At 37.1% G+C, this 19,097-nt stretch carries 12 protein-coding genes and 1 tRNA gene; 9 read left to right on the top strand and 4 right to left on the bottom strand.

The genetic code is table 11. The features are described 5' to 3' along the window. Positions 1-25: 25 nt before the first annotated feature. Complete coding sequence (locus M0214_RS04495; RefSeq protein ID WP_248724932.1) at positions 26-1,258, top strand: metallophosphoesterase; 1,233 nt, start codon at positions 26-28, stop codon at positions 1,256-1,258. A 146-nt stretch (positions 1,259-1,404) separates the two neighbouring features. Then, entirely contained in the window at positions 1,405-1,701 is a 297-nt protein-coding gene (locus M0214_RS04490; protein ID WP_248724273.1) for a co-chaperone YbbN, read from the top strand. Here M0214_RS04490 and M0214_RS04485 read toward each other — a convergent pair. Beyond that, positions 1,698-2,348, bottom strand: a complete 651-nt coding sequence (locus M0214_RS04485; protein ID WP_248724272.1) for a polysaccharide deacetylase family protein — start codon at positions 2,346-2,348, stop codon at positions 1,698-1,700. The genes M0214_RS04490 and M0214_RS04485 overlap by 4 nt on opposite strands. 3 nt (positions 2,349-2,351) lie before the next feature. Further along, complete coding sequence (locus M0214_RS04480; RefSeq protein ID WP_248724271.1) at positions 2,352-5,663, bottom strand: DUF2723 domain-containing protein; 3,312 nt, start codon at positions 5,661-5,663, stop codon at positions 2,352-2,354. A 241-nt stretch (positions 5,664-5,904) separates the two neighbouring features. On the opposite strand from M0214_RS04480, the gene M0214_RS04475 reads away from it, so the two are divergent. Beyond that, positions 5,905-5,977: transfer RNA gene (locus tag M0214_RS04475), tRNA-Gln, on the top strand. Positions 5,978-6,523: 546 nt separating this feature from the next. Here M0214_RS04475 and M0214_RS04470 read toward each other — a convergent pair. Beyond that, positions 6,524-7,348, bottom strand: a complete 825-nt coding sequence (locus M0214_RS04470; protein WP_248724270.1) for a universal stress protein — start codon at positions 7,346-7,348, stop codon at positions 6,524-6,526. A gap of 135 nt (positions 7,349-7,483) precedes the next feature. Between M0214_RS04470 and rimP the strand changes: the two genes are divergently transcribed. From rimP to infB, 3 genes are all read left to right on the top strand, one after another. Then, the gene (gene rimP, locus M0214_RS04465; protein WP_248724269.1) at positions 7,484-7,945 is read left to right on the top strand and encodes a ribosome assembly cofactor RimP; all 462 of its coding nucleotides are present in this window, start codon (positions 7,484-7,486) and stop codon (positions 7,943-7,945) included. Positions 7,946-7,958: 13 nt separating this feature from the next. Next, on the top strand, positions 7,959-9,191 hold the full coding sequence (nusA, locus tag M0214_RS04460) for a transcription termination factor NusA (protein ID WP_248724268.1): 1,233 nt from the start codon (positions 7,959-7,961) through the stop codon (positions 9,189-9,191). Between the two features lie 62 nt (positions 9,192-9,253). Continuing rightward, positions 9,254-11,992: a translation initiation factor IF-2 gene (gene infB, locus M0214_RS04455; RefSeq protein ID WP_248724267.1), complete on the top strand. Its 2,739-nt coding sequence runs from the start codon at positions 9,254-9,256 to the stop codon at positions 11,990-11,992. A gap of 282 nt (positions 11,993-12,274) precedes the next feature. On the opposite strand, the gene M0214_RS04450 is transcribed toward infB, so the two are convergent. Then, positions 12,275-12,676, bottom strand: a complete 402-nt coding sequence (locus M0214_RS04450) for an SPOR domain-containing protein (RefSeq protein WP_248724266.1) — start codon at positions 12,674-12,676, stop codon at positions 12,275-12,277. A gap of 210 nt (positions 12,677-12,886) precedes the next feature. Between M0214_RS04450 and M0214_RS04445 the strand changes: the two genes are divergently transcribed. From M0214_RS04445 to nrfD, 3 genes are all read left to right on the top strand, one after another. Next, complete coding sequence (locus M0214_RS04445; RefSeq protein WP_248724931.1) at positions 12,887-14,173, top strand: c-type cytochrome; 1,287 nt, start codon at positions 12,887-12,889, stop codon at positions 14,171-14,173. Positions 14,174-14,244: 71 nt separating this feature from the next. Continuing rightward, positions 14,245-17,340: a TAT-variant-translocated molybdopterin oxidoreductase gene (locus M0214_RS04440; RefSeq protein ID WP_248724265.1), complete on the top strand. Its 3,096-nt coding sequence runs from the start codon at positions 14,245-14,247 to the stop codon at positions 17,338-17,340. Between the two features lie 29 nt (positions 17,341-17,369). Next, on the top strand, positions 17,370-19,094 hold the full coding sequence (gene nrfD, locus M0214_RS04435) for an NrfD/PsrC family molybdoenzyme membrane anchor subunit (protein ID WP_248724264.1): 1,725 nt from the start codon (positions 17,370-17,372) through the stop codon (positions 19,092-19,094). Positions 19,095-19,097: the final 3 nt, after the last annotated feature.

Here is a 19,097-nt window from a genome sequence, read left to right as displayed (position 1 = left end):
GCTATCTTTGATGAAAAATTAAATGTTGCTTCGATTACTGTTTTTTATTCTAGTTTTATTGCTTTTGGATTTCTATACGCTACAATCCCTAAAGGCAATTTTTAAAAGCCATTTGGTTACCTACATTTATGTTTTTGTGTCCTTGGCGATTTTAGGTAATTTTTTGTTTCAGATTTTCACCTTCGATAGGTCTAACGGTATTCCATTTAGTTTTTCACTTGCACTCATATTGTGTGTTCTATTCTATGTTCCAAAAATTATTATCGGATTAACGCTTTTAGCAGAAGACCTTATTCGAGGTTTGGTCTTTGTTGTCGAAAAGTTTTCCAGTAGCACCGAAGTTCCGGTAACTTTAAGTGGCAGACGAAAATTTATTTCCCAACTGGCTCTTGGTGTAGCTGCTATCCCTTTTGCATCCATTCTTTACGGTGTAATTAAAGGGAAATACAATTTTAAAGTCTTGAAGTATACGCTTCATTTTGAAGATTTACCAGAAGCTTTCGATGGCTATAAACTCACCCAGATTAGTGATGTACACTCCGGTAGTTTTGATGATAAAGAAAAGGTAAGCTACGCTATAGATTTGATAAACGAACAAAAAAGCGACGTTATTCTTTTTACCGGTGATATGGTGAATAACAAAGCGACTGAAATGCAACCTTACATTGATGTTTTTGGTAAACTTAAAGCCAAAGATGGTCTGTACTCTGTACTTGGTAATCATGATTATGGGGATTATGTACGTTGGGAATCTGAAGAAGCTAAGCGGCAAAATCTAGAAGATTTAAAGGCCGTTCAAAAGGAAATAGGTTTCGATTTGCTTCTCAACGATAGTAGATTTATCGAAAAAAACGGAGAACGTATTGCTTTAGTTGGTGTTGAAAATTGGGGAGCCGGCGGATTTAAAAAAGCAGGAGATTTGAAAAAAGCCTCTTCTAAAGTAAATCAAGAAGACTTTAAAATATTGTTAAGCCATGACCCATCCCATTGGGAAAAAGAGGTGGTTAAAGATAAGTATCACTATCATTTAACGTTAAGCGGCCATACTCATGGTATGCAATTTGGGATAGAAATACCGGGGTGGTTTAAATGGAGCCCTGTAAAGTGGCGTTACAAACATTGGGCCGGTATTTACGAAGAATTGGGGCAATACATTAACGTAAACCGAGGTTTTGGCTATTTGGCCTTTCCAGGGCGTGTAGGTATATGGCCAGAGATTACGGTTATAGAACTTAAAAGAGGCCCTAAAGCAGTATAAAATTAAATTGTGCTGTTTCGTCCTTTTTTAATAAATTAGACTTGAGAATAACTTTTGTTTTGGCCCTGATAATTAAGGGTTTGACTTTATGCCGAAAAAAATGTTTAGGTTTGTAATATGGCATTTACCAATTAATACTAAAGCCTATGTCTAAATTTGGGGAACTTATAGATGTTGAGATTCCAGTGTTATTGGAGTTTTATACAGACTGGAACGACCAATCTACTGCAATGCACGTTGTTTTAAGAGACGTTGCAGCTGCATTGGGCGATAAAGCAAAAGTGATTAAAATTGATGTCGATAAGAATGAAGAACTCGCTGAGGCACTTCGGGTAAAAGCACTTCCTACGTTAATTATTTATAAAGGCGGTGAAATGAAATGGCGCCAAAGCGGTGAGGTAGATGCAAATTCGTTAATAGATGTCTTACAAGAATACCTTTAAGAAAGGCTCTTAAATCTGTAACCTTTATCTCTAAAATGCTCCAGAACTTTCGGTAGCGCATGCATCATGTTTTTAGAGGCTTTTACACTATCATGAAATACTACAATACTGCCCGGTTTGGCTTTAGTAATAACATTGTTTAGACAATTGTTAGGACTAACATTTTTGTCCCAATCAAAAGATAAAACATCCCACATTATTATTTTGTAACCTATTTTGATGAGTTTTTTTCCTTGTTTTGGCGTTATTTTTCCATAGGGTGGCCGAAAGAGATTAACCATTTGCGATTGATCATCTATCATTTCAGATTTGAAAACTTTATCGCATGCCTCTACATTTTTTAAATAGTCTTTCGATGTTACTTTCCAGCCTTTTAAGTGATTTTGAGTATGGTTTCCTATGGCGTGACCTTCAGAAATAATCTGTTGAAACAGTTTTGGATGTTTTTTAACGTTGTCGCCAATGCAGAAAAATGAGGCTTTGGCATTGTATTGTTTTAAAGTGCTAAGTACCCAGTTGGTGATTTCTGGAGTAGGGCCATCATCAAATGTTAGATATAAGGTTTTGTCTGTAGTAGCCATGTCCCAAACATAATTTGGGAACATTTTTTTAGCGACTACAGGTGTTTTAATAGGTGTTAAGGTCATGCCTTAATCTGCACTAAGTCCGTTAATTACAGTATCTGGTTGAGAAGGCAAATCCCTATCAACGGGAGTTTCTTCTTCATCTTCTCCATAGAGCGCTTTAAACAATCTTAGGTAGTCGTTAAATATATCGCCTTCTGAGCTCGCAAACTCGATATCATCATGTCTTATAAGAACATCCAGTAATGCTTTATAGCGTTGAACATCGGTGTAAATTTCTTCAAAAACACGATTTTGGTCTTTAGGCTCCATACTGCTATAATACTTGAGACTTTCTTGATATTTCACAACTACATCTTTGTACAGTTGTCTGGCCTTATCTGTATTACCTACTTCGTAGTAGGCGCTAATGTATGGTTCTAATAGTGTGTAATAGCCGAAGTAATCTACGGGCATATTAGCCATGGCTAAGTCTGCTATTTCTTCAGCTTTATCTAATTTATTTTCGTTTATAAGCTGTTCAATTAATCTGGCTAGATTTCCTCTGTAAGTAATGGAGTTTTTTCGGGTTTCTACATCGTGGTAAATATCTGGACTACCACTATTACCCCAGTCCCATTGTTTAACTTTTTCATACATGAGGTCGGCATCTATTCTTCCCATATCAAAAGGATTTGCTCGGTCTATAGCAGTTTTTATAGGAACGAGTTTATAGCACATACCGTCTAACTGTAAATAGTCTTTCATCCAAATGTAATCATCATCTCCAAAGCTTCCGCCAGTAAAGTATATGGGGCGTTTCCAGTTGTTATTAGCTACGATATCCAACATAAGTAGCCTGTTTTTATAAACGGCGCCGCCATCAATTTGAATATCTATATGCGGTACAATTTTATGGGCGTCTTCCGGTTTTACAATACCGTGTTTAAGGACATTGTCTTTATTAACAGGTAATCTTAAAAATTCGGTTGGGAAGTACCTGGCATTAAGTTCTTGCGAAGGGTATCTGCTAGGGTCTGCGCCTGCGAAGTTTTCTAAATAAAATTTGAACTTAGCTTTAGGATTATCGCTGGTTATAAAGTTTAATGCTCTTTTAATTGAAAGTGTGTCTTTCATTATAGGAGCAATACGAACATAATCGTTGGTGCCGTGTTTGTAATCGTTGTGGGTTAGTTGCGATGGAATAGGGTCGCTCTCGTAAGCTTTGCGCTTCATTTGGTCAATATACCAATCTGTTTGGAACAAACTTGTATTAACGATACGTACATCGGTTCTATATCCTTCAATTTCTTGGGCATACCACAAGGCAAACGTATCGTTGTCGCCAATGGTAAATAAAATGGCGTTTTCTGCACAAGAGTCCAGATATTTTCTGGCCATAGCTTGAGCTGTATATTTGCCAGAACGGTCATGGTCATCCCAGTTGTTTACGGCTAAAATCACTGGAACTAAGATTAAGCATATTACTGTAACAAGTGGCGCAGATAACTTTTGTGGAATATATTTTTTGATAGCTTCATAAATGGCATATACCCCAAAACCAATCCAAATGGCGAATACATAAAACGAACCTACAACAGAATAGTCTCTTTCCCTTGGCTCGAATGGTCTAACGTTGGTATATACTTGAATGGCCAATCCGGTAAATAAGAAGAATACCAGCATCACCCAAAACAATTTCTTGTCTTTATTAAACAAAAAGAAAAAGCCAATAAGTCCAAGAATAAGCGGTAAGAAATAATAGGTGTTTCTAGCCTTATTATTTTTAACATCGCTTGGTAAATTTTCTTGAGGGAAGTCTAAATGCCACTCGTCAATAGGTTTAATGCCGCTAATCCAATTACCATGGTTATCGTATCGTCCCTGAATATCGTCTTGTCTACCTGTAAAGTTCCACATAAAGTAGCGCCAATACATATAGCCTAACTGATATTCGAAAAGATACCTTAAATTACTACCAAAAGATGGTTTTTCAATATCAAAGTAAGAGACCCCGTATTGTTTCAAAAACTTAATATACCCTTCGTAATCTACATTACCTTGTGCTACTTCTCTTTTAAAGTTGCTCACTAGACTCCGTAAATCTTTGTTCGATTGATATTCTGGTTTAAGGTTAAAATCAAGAAAACCACAAAACATCATATAATTTTCGGCATTTTCGCCACTCCACATTCTTGGTAAAATGGCAGCGTGTTCAGAGTTATAGTTTTGTCTAGCGTTCTTATAGTCGTTTACAACAACATATTTACCTTTTTCTTCGTCTTTTTCGTACTTGGGTTTGTCGTCCTTGTACGGGTTGTTTTTGTCTAAAGGCGCAAACATGTCTGTGAATAATGGGCCATAGAACAAATGGGTTTCTGGGTATTGTTCTAGATTATAATAGGCTAATAGCTCTCTTGCACTTGAAGGGTTGTTCTCATTAACCACCACATTGGCATTTGCGCGAATAGGTAGCATGAGCCAAGTAGAGAACCCTATAATTATGAATGTTAAACATAACACACCAGTATTGAGATGTTTGTATTGCTTTTTACGGGTGTAATTTAAACCGTAAACAATGAGTCCTACTAAAATTATGGCTGCTATTATTGAGCCTGAATTAAATGGCAGCCCAATTGAGTTTACAAAGAAAATTTCTGAAACACTAAAGACTTTAAGAATATTAGGTGCCAAAAGTTTAAATACAAATAGCAAAATGGCTACAGAAACTGCATTGGCTATTATAAAGTTTTTTACCATTACGTCCTTATAATTTTTGAAGTAGTAGATGAGTCCTATTGCCGGGATGGTTAATAGTCCCATAAAATGAACCCCAAAAGAAAGCCCAATAATAAAAGCAATTAAAACAAGCCAACGATTGCCCCGTGGTGTGTCCATATCTTGCTCCCAACGCAGACCCAACCAAAAAAGAACCGACATGATAAGCGTTGCCATAGCATAAACCTCGGTTTCTACAGCATTAAACCAGAAGGAGTCTGTAAACGTAAATGCTAAACTACCTACCAAAGCACTACCTAAGATAGCTACAGCCTTTGGTTGACTGTCTTCACTGGAGCCTACTAACTTCATAAGTAATAAAGTAATGGTCCAGAACATAAATAAAATCGTGAATGCACTGGCTACAGCACTCATCATGTTCATTACCCAACCAATTTGAGAAGGCTCGAAAGCAAATATCGAGAAAAATGCGCCCAGCATTTGAAACAAAGGTGCCCCTGGAGGATGACCAACCTGTAACTTAGAAGACGTTAAAATGTATTCTCCTGCATCCCAAAAACTTACAGTAGGTTCAACTGTTAAGCTGTAAGTGATTAACGCAATTAAAAAAGAGAACCATCCTAAAATAGTATTCCATTTTTTAAATATAGAATTGGTCATAAAATGAGGTGTTTATATGCTGTGGCGAATTTAACAATAAATATGAAACAAGGTATAAGTATTAGGTTAGTCTTAACATAAATGCCGAGTACAATATATGCCAGGCTACTAAAAATCAATTAAAGCGATTATGTGTTATGTCATGTTTTTTTAAATAAACGCATCGGTTTTAGTATTATTTTTTTAAAAAATGTTTGTACAGATAAAAGTTTGTTCTAAATTTGCACCCTCAATTACACAATGGCCTATGGTGTAACTGGCAACACGTCTGGTTTTGGTCCAGAAGAGTCTAGGTTCGAGCCCTAGTAGGCCAACAGTAATTTGAACCCTAATTGCGCAAGTAGTTAGGGTTTTTTGTTTAATATTAGTAATTCAACAGAAAACTTAATAGTTAAACGAAAAATGAGATTGCTTAAGATTTTATATTTCTATTATTATCAGTTTTATACACGGGTTATTCCTGATGTCCATCCCCACGCTACAGTAATATTTGCTTTAAGTTTCACGGAGTCTTTATGGGTTAACGGTTTTGTGGAAATGATTACCCTAAACACTCTTTGTTATAAAATTGACAAGTGGTTAATGTTAGGAGTATTATTGTTAATTATAATTTTGAATTATATCTATTACAATAAGATGCATTCAGCCGAAGACATTATTAATAAAAGACCGAAAATAGGGAATAGCAATTTACTTTCTGTTTTAGTTGTTGCAGTATTTACTATTGTTGGTGTTTCTTGGTTGTTTTGGGGGTCTTTCTATTCTCGTTCAGTTTTGGAGAATTGTTATTGAAAAACTACCTATTAGTTTTTGCCACCTAACAAATGTTCTCGGCGTTTTAGCGACTTCGCGAGAAGCAACTATATTTTAAAAGTAATCACAGGCCGTTTAGAATGATTTACCAAATCTTCACTAATGCTACCATTAAAGAAATGTGAAATCCCCTGTCTACCATGAGTGCTCATACCTATTAAATCGGCGTTTATAGATTGCGAGAAATTCATAATACCTTTTTCAATGGTCTCGTCGTTGTAGATATGAATGGTGCAGAAATTAGGGGTTACAGTATCTAAAAATTTCTGAATGCGTTTCTTGGCCTCAATCGTGGTCACAAACTTATTGGCGGTGACTACCATGAGCAAATGGATTTCGGTTTTAAACAACTCGGCAAACTTAAGTGCTTTTAAAAAAGGCACTTTAGAATCTTCCTTGAAATCTGAAGCAAAAACAAAATGGTTTACTTTAAAATCGGTGTGTTCCTTTTTTATCACAAGCACAGGGACTTCAGAGGTTCTTACCACCTTCTCGGTATTGCTTCCTATTAAAAGTTCCCTAAATCCGCTAATACCATGAGATCCCATAACAATTAAGTCTATATCATGTTTTTTACAGGTTTGGAAAATCCCCTTGAAAATCTCATGAAAATCAACAAGTTCATGAATGGTAAGCCCTTTTAAGTATGCTTTATCTAAAAGTTTTTCAAATTTTTGATGCGCCAATTTCATGAAAAATACAGCTTCCGGTAGGTCGTTATAAGAATTTAAGGGGTCTACTTTATGCAAGGGTAGTTCTAACATATGCAACAGGTAAATTTCAGCGTTATATGTTTTAGCTAATTGAGCAGCCACTTTAAGGGCATTTTCAGATTGCTCTGAAAAATCAGTTGGAACGAGAATTTTTTTCATGATTTAGCAAAGATGGTGTACTTAAATTTATGAATTAATACTTTAAAAATCAATAAAAAAATCTATATTTGCAGCGTTGTTAGACGAAAAAAAGATTATGAGGGGACGGAAAGTCCCCTCTTTTTATACTAGAAAATGTTTAAAGCTAAGGTTGAAAATTTGCTGGAGGCTGCTTTAAAAGACCGACCAGATTTATTTCTTATAGATTTTTCTATTCAGGGGGACAATCAAATTAAAGTGATTATCGACGGCGATAATGGGGTTTTAGTAGAAGATTGCATTTTTATAAGCAGAGCTATAGAACATAATCTGGATCGTGAAGCACAAGATTTTTCTTTAGATGTGATGTCTGCTGGTGCAACTGCGCCACTCGTAAAAGAAAGACAATATGTAAAGAATGTTAATAGAACACTTAAGGTAAAGACCGAATCTGAAAAGTTTGAAGGAACACTTTCAGAAGCATCAGAAGAAGGGATTACTTTACAGTGGAAAGTTAGGGAGCCTAAACCCATTGGTAAAGGCAAAGTAACAGTAACCAAAGAAGCGTACGTCGCTTACAAAGATATTGTAGAAGCAAAAGTTATGATTAAATTTTAATTCAGTAAGAGTTATGGAGAATATCGCGTTAATTGAATCTTTCTCAGAATTCAAAGACGATAAGTTAATTGATAGAGTAACGTTAATGGCCATTCTGGAAGATGTGTTTAGAAGCGCATTAAAAAGGAAGTTTGGTGATGACGACAATTTTGATATCATTGTTAACCCAGATAAAGGGGATTTAGAGATTTGGCGAAATAGAATCGTTGTAGCCGATGGTGAAGTTGAAGAGCCTAATCAAGAAATTTCGTTAACAGACGCTAGAAAAATTGAGCCCGATTTTGAAGTTGGGGAAGATGTATCTGAAGAAGTAAAATTAACAGACTTAGGTAGACGCGCTATTTTGGCTTTACGTCAAAATTTAATTTCTAAAATTCATGAGCACGATAATACCATTATCTACAAGCAGTTTAAAGATTTAGAAGGAGAAATATATACAGCTGAAGTACACCACATTCGCCACAGAGCTATTATTTTGTTGGACGATGAAGGGAACGAGATTGTTTTACCAAAAGACAGACAAATTCCATCAGACTTTTTCCGTAAGGGAGATAATGTGAGAGGGGTAATTGACAGTGTGGAGTTGAAAGGTGCTAAGCCATCCATAATCATGTCTAGAACATCTCCTGTATTCTTAGAGAAATTATTTGAACAAGAGATTCCTGAAGTATTTGATGGCTTAATCACAATAAAAAAGGTAGTTAGAATACCTGGAGAGAAAGCAAAAGTAGCAGTAGACTCTTATGATGACAGAATCGATCCTGTTGGAGCTTGTGTAGGTATGAAGGGGTCAAGAATCCACGGTATTGTACGTGAGTTGGGTAACGAAAATATAGATGTAATAAACTACACCAACAACCTACAATTGTTCATTACCAGATCGTTGAGCCCAGCAAGGGTAACATCGGTAAAAATAGACGAGGAAGCTAAGCGTGCCGAGGTTATTTTAAAACCAGAAGAAGTAAGCAAGGCGATAGGTAGAGGAGGTCACAACATTCGTTTGGCAGGACAATTAACAGGTTACGAGATAGATGTATTTAGAGAAGGTGCCGAAGAAGATGTTGAATTGAGTGAGTTCTCTGATGAAATAGATGAGTGGATCATCCAAGAGTTTAACAAAGCAGGTTTAGATACTGCTAAAAGCGTGTTAGAGTTAGATGCGCAGGATTTAGTAAAAAGAACCGATCTTGAAGAAGAAACGATTAACGAAGTAATTAAAATTCTAAGAGAAGAGTTTGAAGAATAATACCAATTCGATTAGGGTTGAAGTGGTATAACATATATATTTGAGTATTTTAATGGCAATTTATGGCTGAAACAATAAGATTAAATAAAGTATTACGCGAGCTTAATATCTCACTAGACCGTGCAGTAGAGTTCTTGGATTCTAAGGGTATAGAGATAGAAAAGCGTCCTACTACCAAAATTTCTGAAGAGGTTTATGGTATCCTTTCAGGTGAATTTGAAACGGATGCTAACAAAAAAGTGGCTTCAAAAGAGGTTAGTGAGGCCAAGCAAAAAGAGAAAGATGAGTTACGTGAGCAAAGAGAGCGTGAACTAGAAGCAAAACAAAAAGAGTCAGCCAAAAAAGAGGACGTTGTAAAAGCTTCGGGAACTATTACTGGACCTAAGACGGTTGGTAAGATAGACCTATCTCCAAAAAAGCCTGAGGTTAAAGAAGAGCCAGTAAAAGAAGCCTCAGTTCCAGAGCCTGTTGAAGAACAAGTGAGCGAGCCACAAGAGGCCAAAGTTGAAGAGCCAGTAGCAGAACCTTCTAAGGAAGAAGCGCCTAAAGTAGAACAGTCAGAGGCAAAAAAGGAGGTGGAACAAAAAGAAGCACCAGCTCAAGATGATAGTGCTCCTAAAGATGGCAGGGTAAAAACCCAATACCAAAAACTTACAGGGCCAAAAATTGCCGGAGATAAAATAGATTTATCTCAGTTCAATAAGCCTAAGAAAAAGAAAGAAGAGAAAAAGCCTGATGCTAAAACAGGAGATACTGCCAAGAAAAAGCGAAGAAGAATTAGCAAAGTTGGTGGTGGTCCGCAACAAGGTGGAAATAATAGAGGTGGTCAAAACAGAAATGACCGTTTTAAAGGGAAGCAAGGTGGCGGAAGACGCAACATTGTAAAAGAAGAGCCTAGTGATGAAGATGTAAAACGTCAGGTAAGAGAAACTCTTGAAAAGCTACAGGGTAAAGGTTCTAAAGGTAAAGGGGCTAAATATCGTAGAGAAAAAAGAGATCAACATAGAGATCAAACTGAAAGAGAGTTACAGGCAGAAGCAGCAGAAAGTAAAATTCTGAAGGTAACCGAGTTCGTTACAGCGAGTGAGGTGGCAACCATGATGGATGTAAGTGTTACACAAATCATCTCGGCTTGTATGTCTTTGGGTATGATGGTTACCATGAATCAGCGATTAGATGCTGAGACATTATCTATTGTTGCTGAAGAATTTGGATACAAAGTAGAGTTTGTTACTGCCGATATTGAGGAAGCGATTGAAGAGGTTGAGGATAAGCCAGAAGATCTAGCGCCAAGAGCACCAATTGTAACAGTAATGGGACATGTTGATCACGGAAAAACTTCGTTGCTGGATTACATCCGAGAGGAAAATGTAATTGCCGGTGAATCTGGTGGAATAACCCAGCATATTGGAGCTTACGGTGTAGAACTAGAAGATGGGCAAAAAATAGCATTCTTAGATACTCCAGGTCACGAAGCGTTTACCGCAATGCGTGCACGTGGTGCTCAAGTTACAGATATCGCTATTATTGTTGCTGCAGCAGATGATGATATCATGCCGCAAACAAAAGAGGCCATTTCGCATGCTCAGGCTGCAGGTGTTCCAATTGTATTTGCAATCAATAAAATAGATTTACCAACAGCTAACCCAGAAAAGATTAAAGAAGGCTTAGCAAATATGAACCTTCTGGTTGAAGATTGGGGTGGTAAAGTGCAATCACATGATATTTCGGCTAAGACAGGACAAGGTGTTAAAGAGTTACTTGAAAAAGTATTGTTAGAAGCCGAGCTTTTAGAATTAAAAGCCAACGCAGATAAGCCAGCTGTTGGAACAGTTGTAGAAGCGTTCTTAGATAAAGGCCGTGGTTATGTGTCTACGATCTTAGTGCAAGCAGGAACGTTAAAAGTAGGTGATTATGTATTAGCTGGTCAGCATAGTGGAAAAGTAAAAGCTATGCACGATGAGCGCGGAAATAATGTTAAAGAAGCAGGGCCATCAACGCCAGTATCCATTTTAGGACTTGATGGTGCGCCACAGGCTGGTGATAAGTTCAATGTATTTGAAGATGAGCGTGAGGCCAAGGCAATTGCAACCAAGCGTGCACAATTACAACGTGAGCAATCGGTTAGAACACAACGTCATATTACACTAGATGAAATTGGAAGACGTATTGCATTAGGTGACTTTAAAGAGCTTAACATTATCCTTAAAGGTGATGTGGATGGTTCTGTTGAAGCACTTACAGATTCCTTCCAGAAGCTATCTACTGAAGAAATTCAAGTGAATATCTTGCATAAAGGTGTTGGAGCCATCACAGAAAGTGATGTGCTATTGGCATCGGCTTCTGATGCGATTATTATCGGATTTAACGTAAGGCCAATGGGTAATGCTCGTTCGATAGCCGATAAGGAAGAAATCGATATTAGAACATACTCAATTATCTATGATGCCATCAACGATTTGAAAGATGCTATGGAAGGTATGTTGTCGCCAGAGTTCAAGGAAGAAATTACTGGTACTGCAGAAATCAGACAAACGTTCAAGATTTCCAAAATCGGAACTATTGCAGGTTGTATGGTAACCAATGGTAAGATATTCAGAAGTTCTGGTGTTAGATTGATTAGAGAAGGCGTGGTAATCTTTACAGGCGAATTAGCAACCTTAAAACGATTTAAAGACGATGTTAAGGAAGTTTCTAAAGGATACGATTGTGGTATGCAGGTGAAGAATTATAACGACATAAAAGAAGGTGATATTATCGAAGCCTTCCAAGAAGTAGCCGTTAAGAAAACTTTGAAATAGAACTGGCTAAAAACCAAATAATTGTCACCTTGAACTTGTTTCAAGGTCTCATAAATAAAGTGTTGTTTGACAGTCTATTTGATATACTGAAATAAATTCAGCATGACAAAACGAATTAAAAAAGCGAACCTAAATCGGTTCGCTTTTTTTATGTTTTTCTTCGTCATTCTGAGCGAGGTACGAGCGTAAGAATATACGAAATAAATTTAAATCATTGTTAGGTTTGTCTTTAAAAAAGAAGCGATTATCACTTAGTTACGTTTCTTTAAATGACGCTCCTTTTTATCCGTTTTTTTCTTTTTTCGGCTTAAAGATAAATGCGCTAGGAAATTTTCTTTTAATACGTTTTAAAGCTCTATCAGCCTCTAGTCGTGTTCTAAAGTTTCCCACCCAAATTTTAAAGTTTGGAGGCTCATAAATGTCGGTTGAGCGCCAATCGGCAAAAGATTCACGGAATTCTTTTTGAGCCTCGTAAGCACCAGGTCGATTGCCGTTATAAATTTGAATTTTGTACCTATCAGAACTATTTTCGGTTTTGTTGAGTTGTTTTTTAACGTTTAATAAACGTGTGATGTTTTGGTCTTGATTGATTTCTACTTGACCTTGTTGAGCAAAGCTCTGTACTGCAAAAGTTATTGAAAACATGGTAATTACAGCTTTAATTTTACAACTCAAATTTTTCATAATTAATTATTTCTACAAATGTATACGTTATTAACGAAACTATGGTTTATTTTTTTATTTAGAATTTCTCTAAATTAGCAATTAACAACTCTGTAACATTTCTAAAATCGACTTTTAATCTTACTTTTGCCTGAGATTTTAGAAGTATGACTTTTGTCATGTTTTATGAAAAAATCATACCAAAGATTAGAAGTTAATTTAACCAATAATATGAAACAGGTGATTCACCGTAGATTAAGCAAAAACATTCTTCATTTTGGCTTAGTTATTTTATTAGCGTTTACAACCTCGATCTCTGCTCAGGACGGGGACCCAGTCAAAGGAAAATCAATATTTAATGCCAACTGTGCGGCTTGTCATAAGTTAGATAAAAAGATGACAGGGCCTGCTTTGCGTAACGTGGAAGCGCGTTTAGCTGAGGAAGAAGGCTTGGATAGAGAATGGATTTATGCCTGGATTAGAAATAGTTCAGCTCTTATTAAATCTGGAGATGCTTACGCAAACAAGATTTATAACGAATACAATAAGGCGGCAATGACTGCCTTTCCTCAGTTAACTGATGAAGATTTAAATAACATCTTGGCTTACACAGCTGCGGAGCCACAAAAGTCTGCGGGTTCTGGTGATGTTATAGTGGCACCTAAGCCGGTTGAGCCAGGAATTTCTAACGAAATTATTTTAGGTGCGTTAGCTATTCTTTTCATATTGTTAGCATCGGGGCTTTATCTGGTAAATAAGACCTTAAGAAGATTTGCCGAGGCTCAGAATATAGACTTGCCTGAAGCTACAAAAAGAAAGCCATTATGGAAGGCTTTTGTAGAAAATCAATTCCTAATGTTGGTTGTTGCTATTTTCTTCTTGTTGTCTAGTGCTTATTTTGCATACGGATATTTAATGCAGATTGGTGTTGATCAAGGGTATCAGCCAGTACAGCCTATTCATTTTTCTCACAAGATACATGCTGGGGATAACGGTATAGATTGTAAATACTGTCACTCGTCTGCTAGGGTTAGTAAACACTCTGGTATTCCATCGTTGAACATCTGTATGAACTGTCACAAATCTATCTACGAATATAACGGAGAAACAACACCTGAGTACTCTAAAGAGTTTTATGATGGTGAAATCAAGAAATTATATGCCGCTGCAGGTTGGGATGATTCACAGCAAAAATATACGGGAGAATCTAGTCCTGTAAAATGGGTTAGAATTCACAACTTGCCAGACTTTGTTTACTTCAATCACTCACAACACGTTACTGTTGGTGGTCAAGAGTGTCAAACCTGTCATGGACCAGTTGAGGAAATGGAAGTATTGTATCAATACTCATCGTTAACAATGGGGTGGTGTATTAACTGTCACAGAGAGACTAACGTCAAAGTTGAGGATAATGAATACTACGACAAGATTCATGAAGAGTTGTCTAAGAAGTATGGTGTTGAGAAGTTAACAGTTGCCGAAATGGGCGGACTGGAATGTGGTAAGTGTCACTATTAAAAGTGGTTTTTACTTTCCGTGAAAACGGAAAACTATAAAATTAATTAAAAGAAGTAATTCAATTATATCATATGTCATCAAACAAGAAATACTGGAAAAGTGTTGAAGAGCTAAAAGACAGCTCTATTGTTGAGACGCTAAAACAAAACGAGTTTGTTCAAGAAATTCCTGTAGATGAATTTTTAGGAGATAAAGAAACTTTACAAGAAAGTTCTACAACTCGTCGCGATTTCTTAAAATATGTTGGGTTTAGTACAGCTGCAGCTTCGTTAGCAGCTTGTGAGGGGCCAGTAAAAAAATCAATTCCTTATGTAGTACAACCAGAGGAAATCATTCCTGGTGTTGCTAACTACTATGCTACTACGGTTGCAGATGGTTTTGATTTCGCTAGTGTTTTAGTAAAAACTCGTGAAGGTCGTCCAATCAAAATTGAAAACAATGCTTTAGCTGCTGCCAATGGTAGTGCTAATGCTAGGGTGAATGCTTCGGTTTTAGGCTTGTACGATAGTTTAAGAGTTCAAGGTCCAAAGAAAGGTGGAGAAAAGTCTTCTTGGGATGAATTAGATGCTGAAGTAACTTCAGAATTGACTAAAGCTGCAACAGCTGGTAAAGAAGTTGTGTTATTAACACAAACGTTTGCAAGCCCATCAACAAGTAAGTTAATTGCTGAATTCAAAGAAAAATGTGGTAATGTTCGTCATGTAGTTTACGATGCTGTTTCAGAATCTGCTGCATTAGATGCTTACCAAGCTAAATACGGAGAGCGTGGTCTTGCAGATTACGATTTCTCTAAAGCCATGACAATCGTATCTGTTGGTGCTGACTTCTTAGGAGATTGGCAAGGAGGCGGATTCGATTCTGGATATGCTAAAAATAGAATTCCTGATCATGGTAAAATGTCTCGTCATATTCAGTTTGAATCTAATATGACATTATCTGGTGCTAATGCTGATAAGCGTGTGCCTTTGACGCCAAGTCAGCAAAGAACGGTTTTGTCTAAATTATATAGTTTAATAACTGGAAAGACTGTAGCTACCAAAGATTTGCCTGCTAAAGTGGAAGATGCTGTTCAAAAAGCGGCTTCTCAACTTAAAAAAGCTGGAAGTAATGGTGTTGTAGTAACTGGGATTCAAGATGTGAATGCACAGACAGTAGCATTAGAAATCAACGAAGCTTTAGGAAGTAAAGCGTTTAACCCAAAAACACCTATTAAAACAAGACAAGGTAGTGATAAAGATGTTGCTGCTTTAGTATCAGCTTTAAAAGCTGGTAAAGTTGGTGTGTTAATTATGAGTGGTGTAAATCCAGTTTACACATTACCGAATGCTGCTGACTTTGCTGAAGGCTTAAAAAACACATTCTCTGTTGCTTTTTCTATGAAAGCAGACGAGACTTCAACCTTAGCCAATTATATAGCTGCTGCACCTCACTATTTAGAGTCTTGGGGTGATGTTGAAATAAAGAAAGGGCACTATGCTCTAACACAACCGACTATTCGTCCGTTGTTTAATACAAGACAGTTCCAAGAAGCTTTACTAAAGTGGACTGGTAACGATGTATCTTACCTAGATTATATCAAAGACGCTTGGGGAACTAGCATTTTAGGTGGTGGTTCTTTCAATAAAGCCTTACACGATGGTGTTTTTGTTGGTGAAATTGCTACAGAAACTGAAGATACTACCGAAGCTGCTGATGATGCTGAAACTCCATCAAGTAATGCAGCAAGTGCTTTAGCCTCTTCTGTGAAATCTACTGACGGTTTAGAATTAACACTATATACCAAAACTGGTATGGGTGATGGTCAACAAGCCAATAACCCATGGTTGCAAGAGTTTCCAGATCCAATCACAAGAACTTCATGGGATAACTACTTAACGGTTTCTAAAGCAGATGCTGAAGCTATTGGATTAGTAAATGAGCATGAAGCGACTGGAGCTTTAAATGGTAGTTATGCTAATATTTCTATAGCAGGTGGTGAGCCAGTGAAAGTTCCTGTAATCATTCAGCCAGGTCAAGCGAAAGGTTCGGTTGGATTATCATTTGGTTATGGTAGAAGTGCTGGATTAAAAGAAGAAATGCAAACCGGTGTTAATGCGTATGCATTATACAGCGGATTTAATACGGTTCAAAACGTAACTGTTGAGCCAGCATCTGGAATGCATGAGTTTGCATGTGTTCAGTTGCACAATACATTAATGGGACGTGGTGATATCCTTAAAGAAACGTCTTTAGAGATTTTCAATACTAAAGATTCTAACGTTTGGAACCCTATTCCAACAGTATCGTTAAATCACGAGCCTGTTGAAGTAACATCTCCAGAAGTTGATTTATGGGATGAGTTTGATCGTTCAATAGGACATCATTTTAACTTATCTATCGACTTAAATGCGTGTACAGGTTGTGGTGCTTGTGTTATTGCATGTCATGCAGAGAACAATGTGCCTGTTGTAGGTAAAGAAGAAGTGCGTCGATCACGTGATATGCACTGGTTACGTATAGATAGATATTATTCTTCTGAAGAATCTTTCGAGGGAGATAACGAGAAAAAAGAAAATATTTCTGGTTTAGGCAGCTCATTGAGTGAGTTCGGAGAAATGGAAAATGCCTCTGAGAATCCTCAGGTATCTTTCCAACCGGTAATGTGTCAGCACTGTAACCACGCACCATGTGAAACGGTTTGTCCGGTTGCGGCAACATCACACGGTCGTCAAGGTCAAAATCACATGGCTTATAACCGTTGTGTAGGAACTAGATACTGTGCCAACAACTGTCCTTATAAAGTACGTCGTTTCAACTGGTTCTTATACTCTAGTAATGATGAGTTCGATTACCATATGAATGATGATTTAGGACGTATGGTATTAAATCCAGATGTTGTAGTACGTTCTCGTGGTGTTATGGAGAAATGTTCTATGTGTATCCAAATGACACAGAAAACAATTCTTGATGCTAAACGTGACGGACGCCCAATTAAAGATGGTGAACTTCAGACCGCTTGTTCTTCGGCTTGTAGCAGTGGTGCAATGGTATTTGGAGATATCAACGATAAGGAAAGTAAAGTTGCAAAACTTAAGGAAGATAATCGTATGTATCACTTGTTAGAGCATGTTGGAACAAAACCAAACGTGATTTACCAAACTAAGGTGAGAAATACAACAGAAGCATAAATCTAAATTAAAGAATCAATTATATAATTATGGCGTCTCATTACGAAGCACCTATTAGAAGACCTTTAGTTACAGGAGAAAAATCATACCACGATGTTACTGTGGATGTGGCTAAGCCTGTAGAAGGAAAAGCAAATAAACAATGGTGGATTGTTTTTGGAATTTCACTAGCCGCTTTTCTTTGGGGTATTGGATGTATTTTATATACCATATCTACGGGTATTGGAACTTGGGGTTTAAATAAAACCGTAGGTTGGGCCTGGGATATTACAAACTTTGTTTGGTGGGTAGGTATTGGTCACGCAGGAACACTTATTTCTGCGGTACTTTTATTATTCCGTCAAAAATGGAGAATGGCAATTAACCGTTCTGCTGAGGCAATGACAATTTTCTCTGTAGTTCAGGCAGGGTTATTCCCAATTATCCACATGGGTCGTCCTTGGTTAGGTTACTGGGTGTTACCAATACCAAATCAGTTTGGGTCACTTTGGGTGAACTTTAACTCGCCATTATTATGGGACGTATTCGCAATTTCAACGTATTTATCGGTATCATTAGTTTTCTGGTGGACTGGTTTATTACCTGATTTTGCTATGTTACGTGATAGAGCGGTGAAACCTTTCCAACAAAAGATATATTCTTTATTAAGTTTTGGTTGGTCTGGTAGAGCTAAAGATTGGCAGCGTTTTGAGGAAGTATCTTTGGTACTTGCTGGTTTAGCAACACCATTAGTACTTTCTGTACATACTATTGTATCGTTTGACTTCGCAACGTCCGTTATTCCAGGATGGCATACAACAATTTTCCCTCCTTACTTCGTTGCAGGTGCGGTATTTTCTGGATTCGCAATGGTAAACACATTACTTATCATCATGAGAAAAGTGTGTAACCTAGAAGATTACATTACAGTTCAGCATATAGAATTAATGAACATCATTATCATGATTACAGGTTCTATTGTTGGTGTGGCTTATATTACCGAGTTGTTCATTGCATGGTACTCTGGTGTAGAGTATGAGCAATATGCTTTCTTAAACAGAGCAACAGGACCTTACTGGTGGGCATATTGGGCAATGATGACTTGTAATGTATTCTCTCCACAGTTCATGTGGTTTAAGAAACTTAGAACAAGTATCATGTTCTCATTTGTTATCTCAATTGTTGTAAACATTGGTATGTGGTTCGAGCGTTTTGTAATTATTGTAACATCATTACACAGAGATTACTTGCCATCATCATGGACGATGTTCTCTCCTACGTTTGTAGATATAGGAATCTTTATTGGTACCATCGGATTCTTCTTCGTACTATTCCTATTATACTCGAGAACATTCCCGGTAATTGCTCAGGCAGAGGTTAAGACGATATTAAAGTCTTCTGGAGAAAGATACAAGAGAATAAGAGAAGCTGGTGAAAGTTTGGTTGGAACTGGTGCAGATGAACGCACTTCTAACGCTAGCACTCTAGAAGAAACTACTGCTTCAGTTGAAGACAATACCGAAAAAGTTGGGGACTTACTAAGTTCTATAGGAACTTTTGATAAAGACACTCAAACAGCTGATGACCTGAAGAAAATCAATGGTATTGGACCAAAGATGGAAGAAGTGCTTAATAGCATCGGTATCTTCACTTACCTTCAGGTGAGCAAAATGACAAAGAAAGAATACGACTTACTGGATTCTATTACTGGTTCTTTCCCAGGAAGAGCGGAACGTGATGATTGGTCTGGTCAAGCTAAAAATTTAATAAACTAAAAG

The sequence above is a fragment of the Seonamhaeicola sp. ML3 genome, assembly GCF_023273855.1.
Taxonomy (GTDB): Bacteria; Bacteroidota; Bacteroidia; order Flavobacteriales; family Flavobacteriaceae; genus Seonamhaeicola.
Note: the sequence above shows the minus strand (reverse complement) of the source record. Positions and strands in the feature narration are given on the sequence as shown.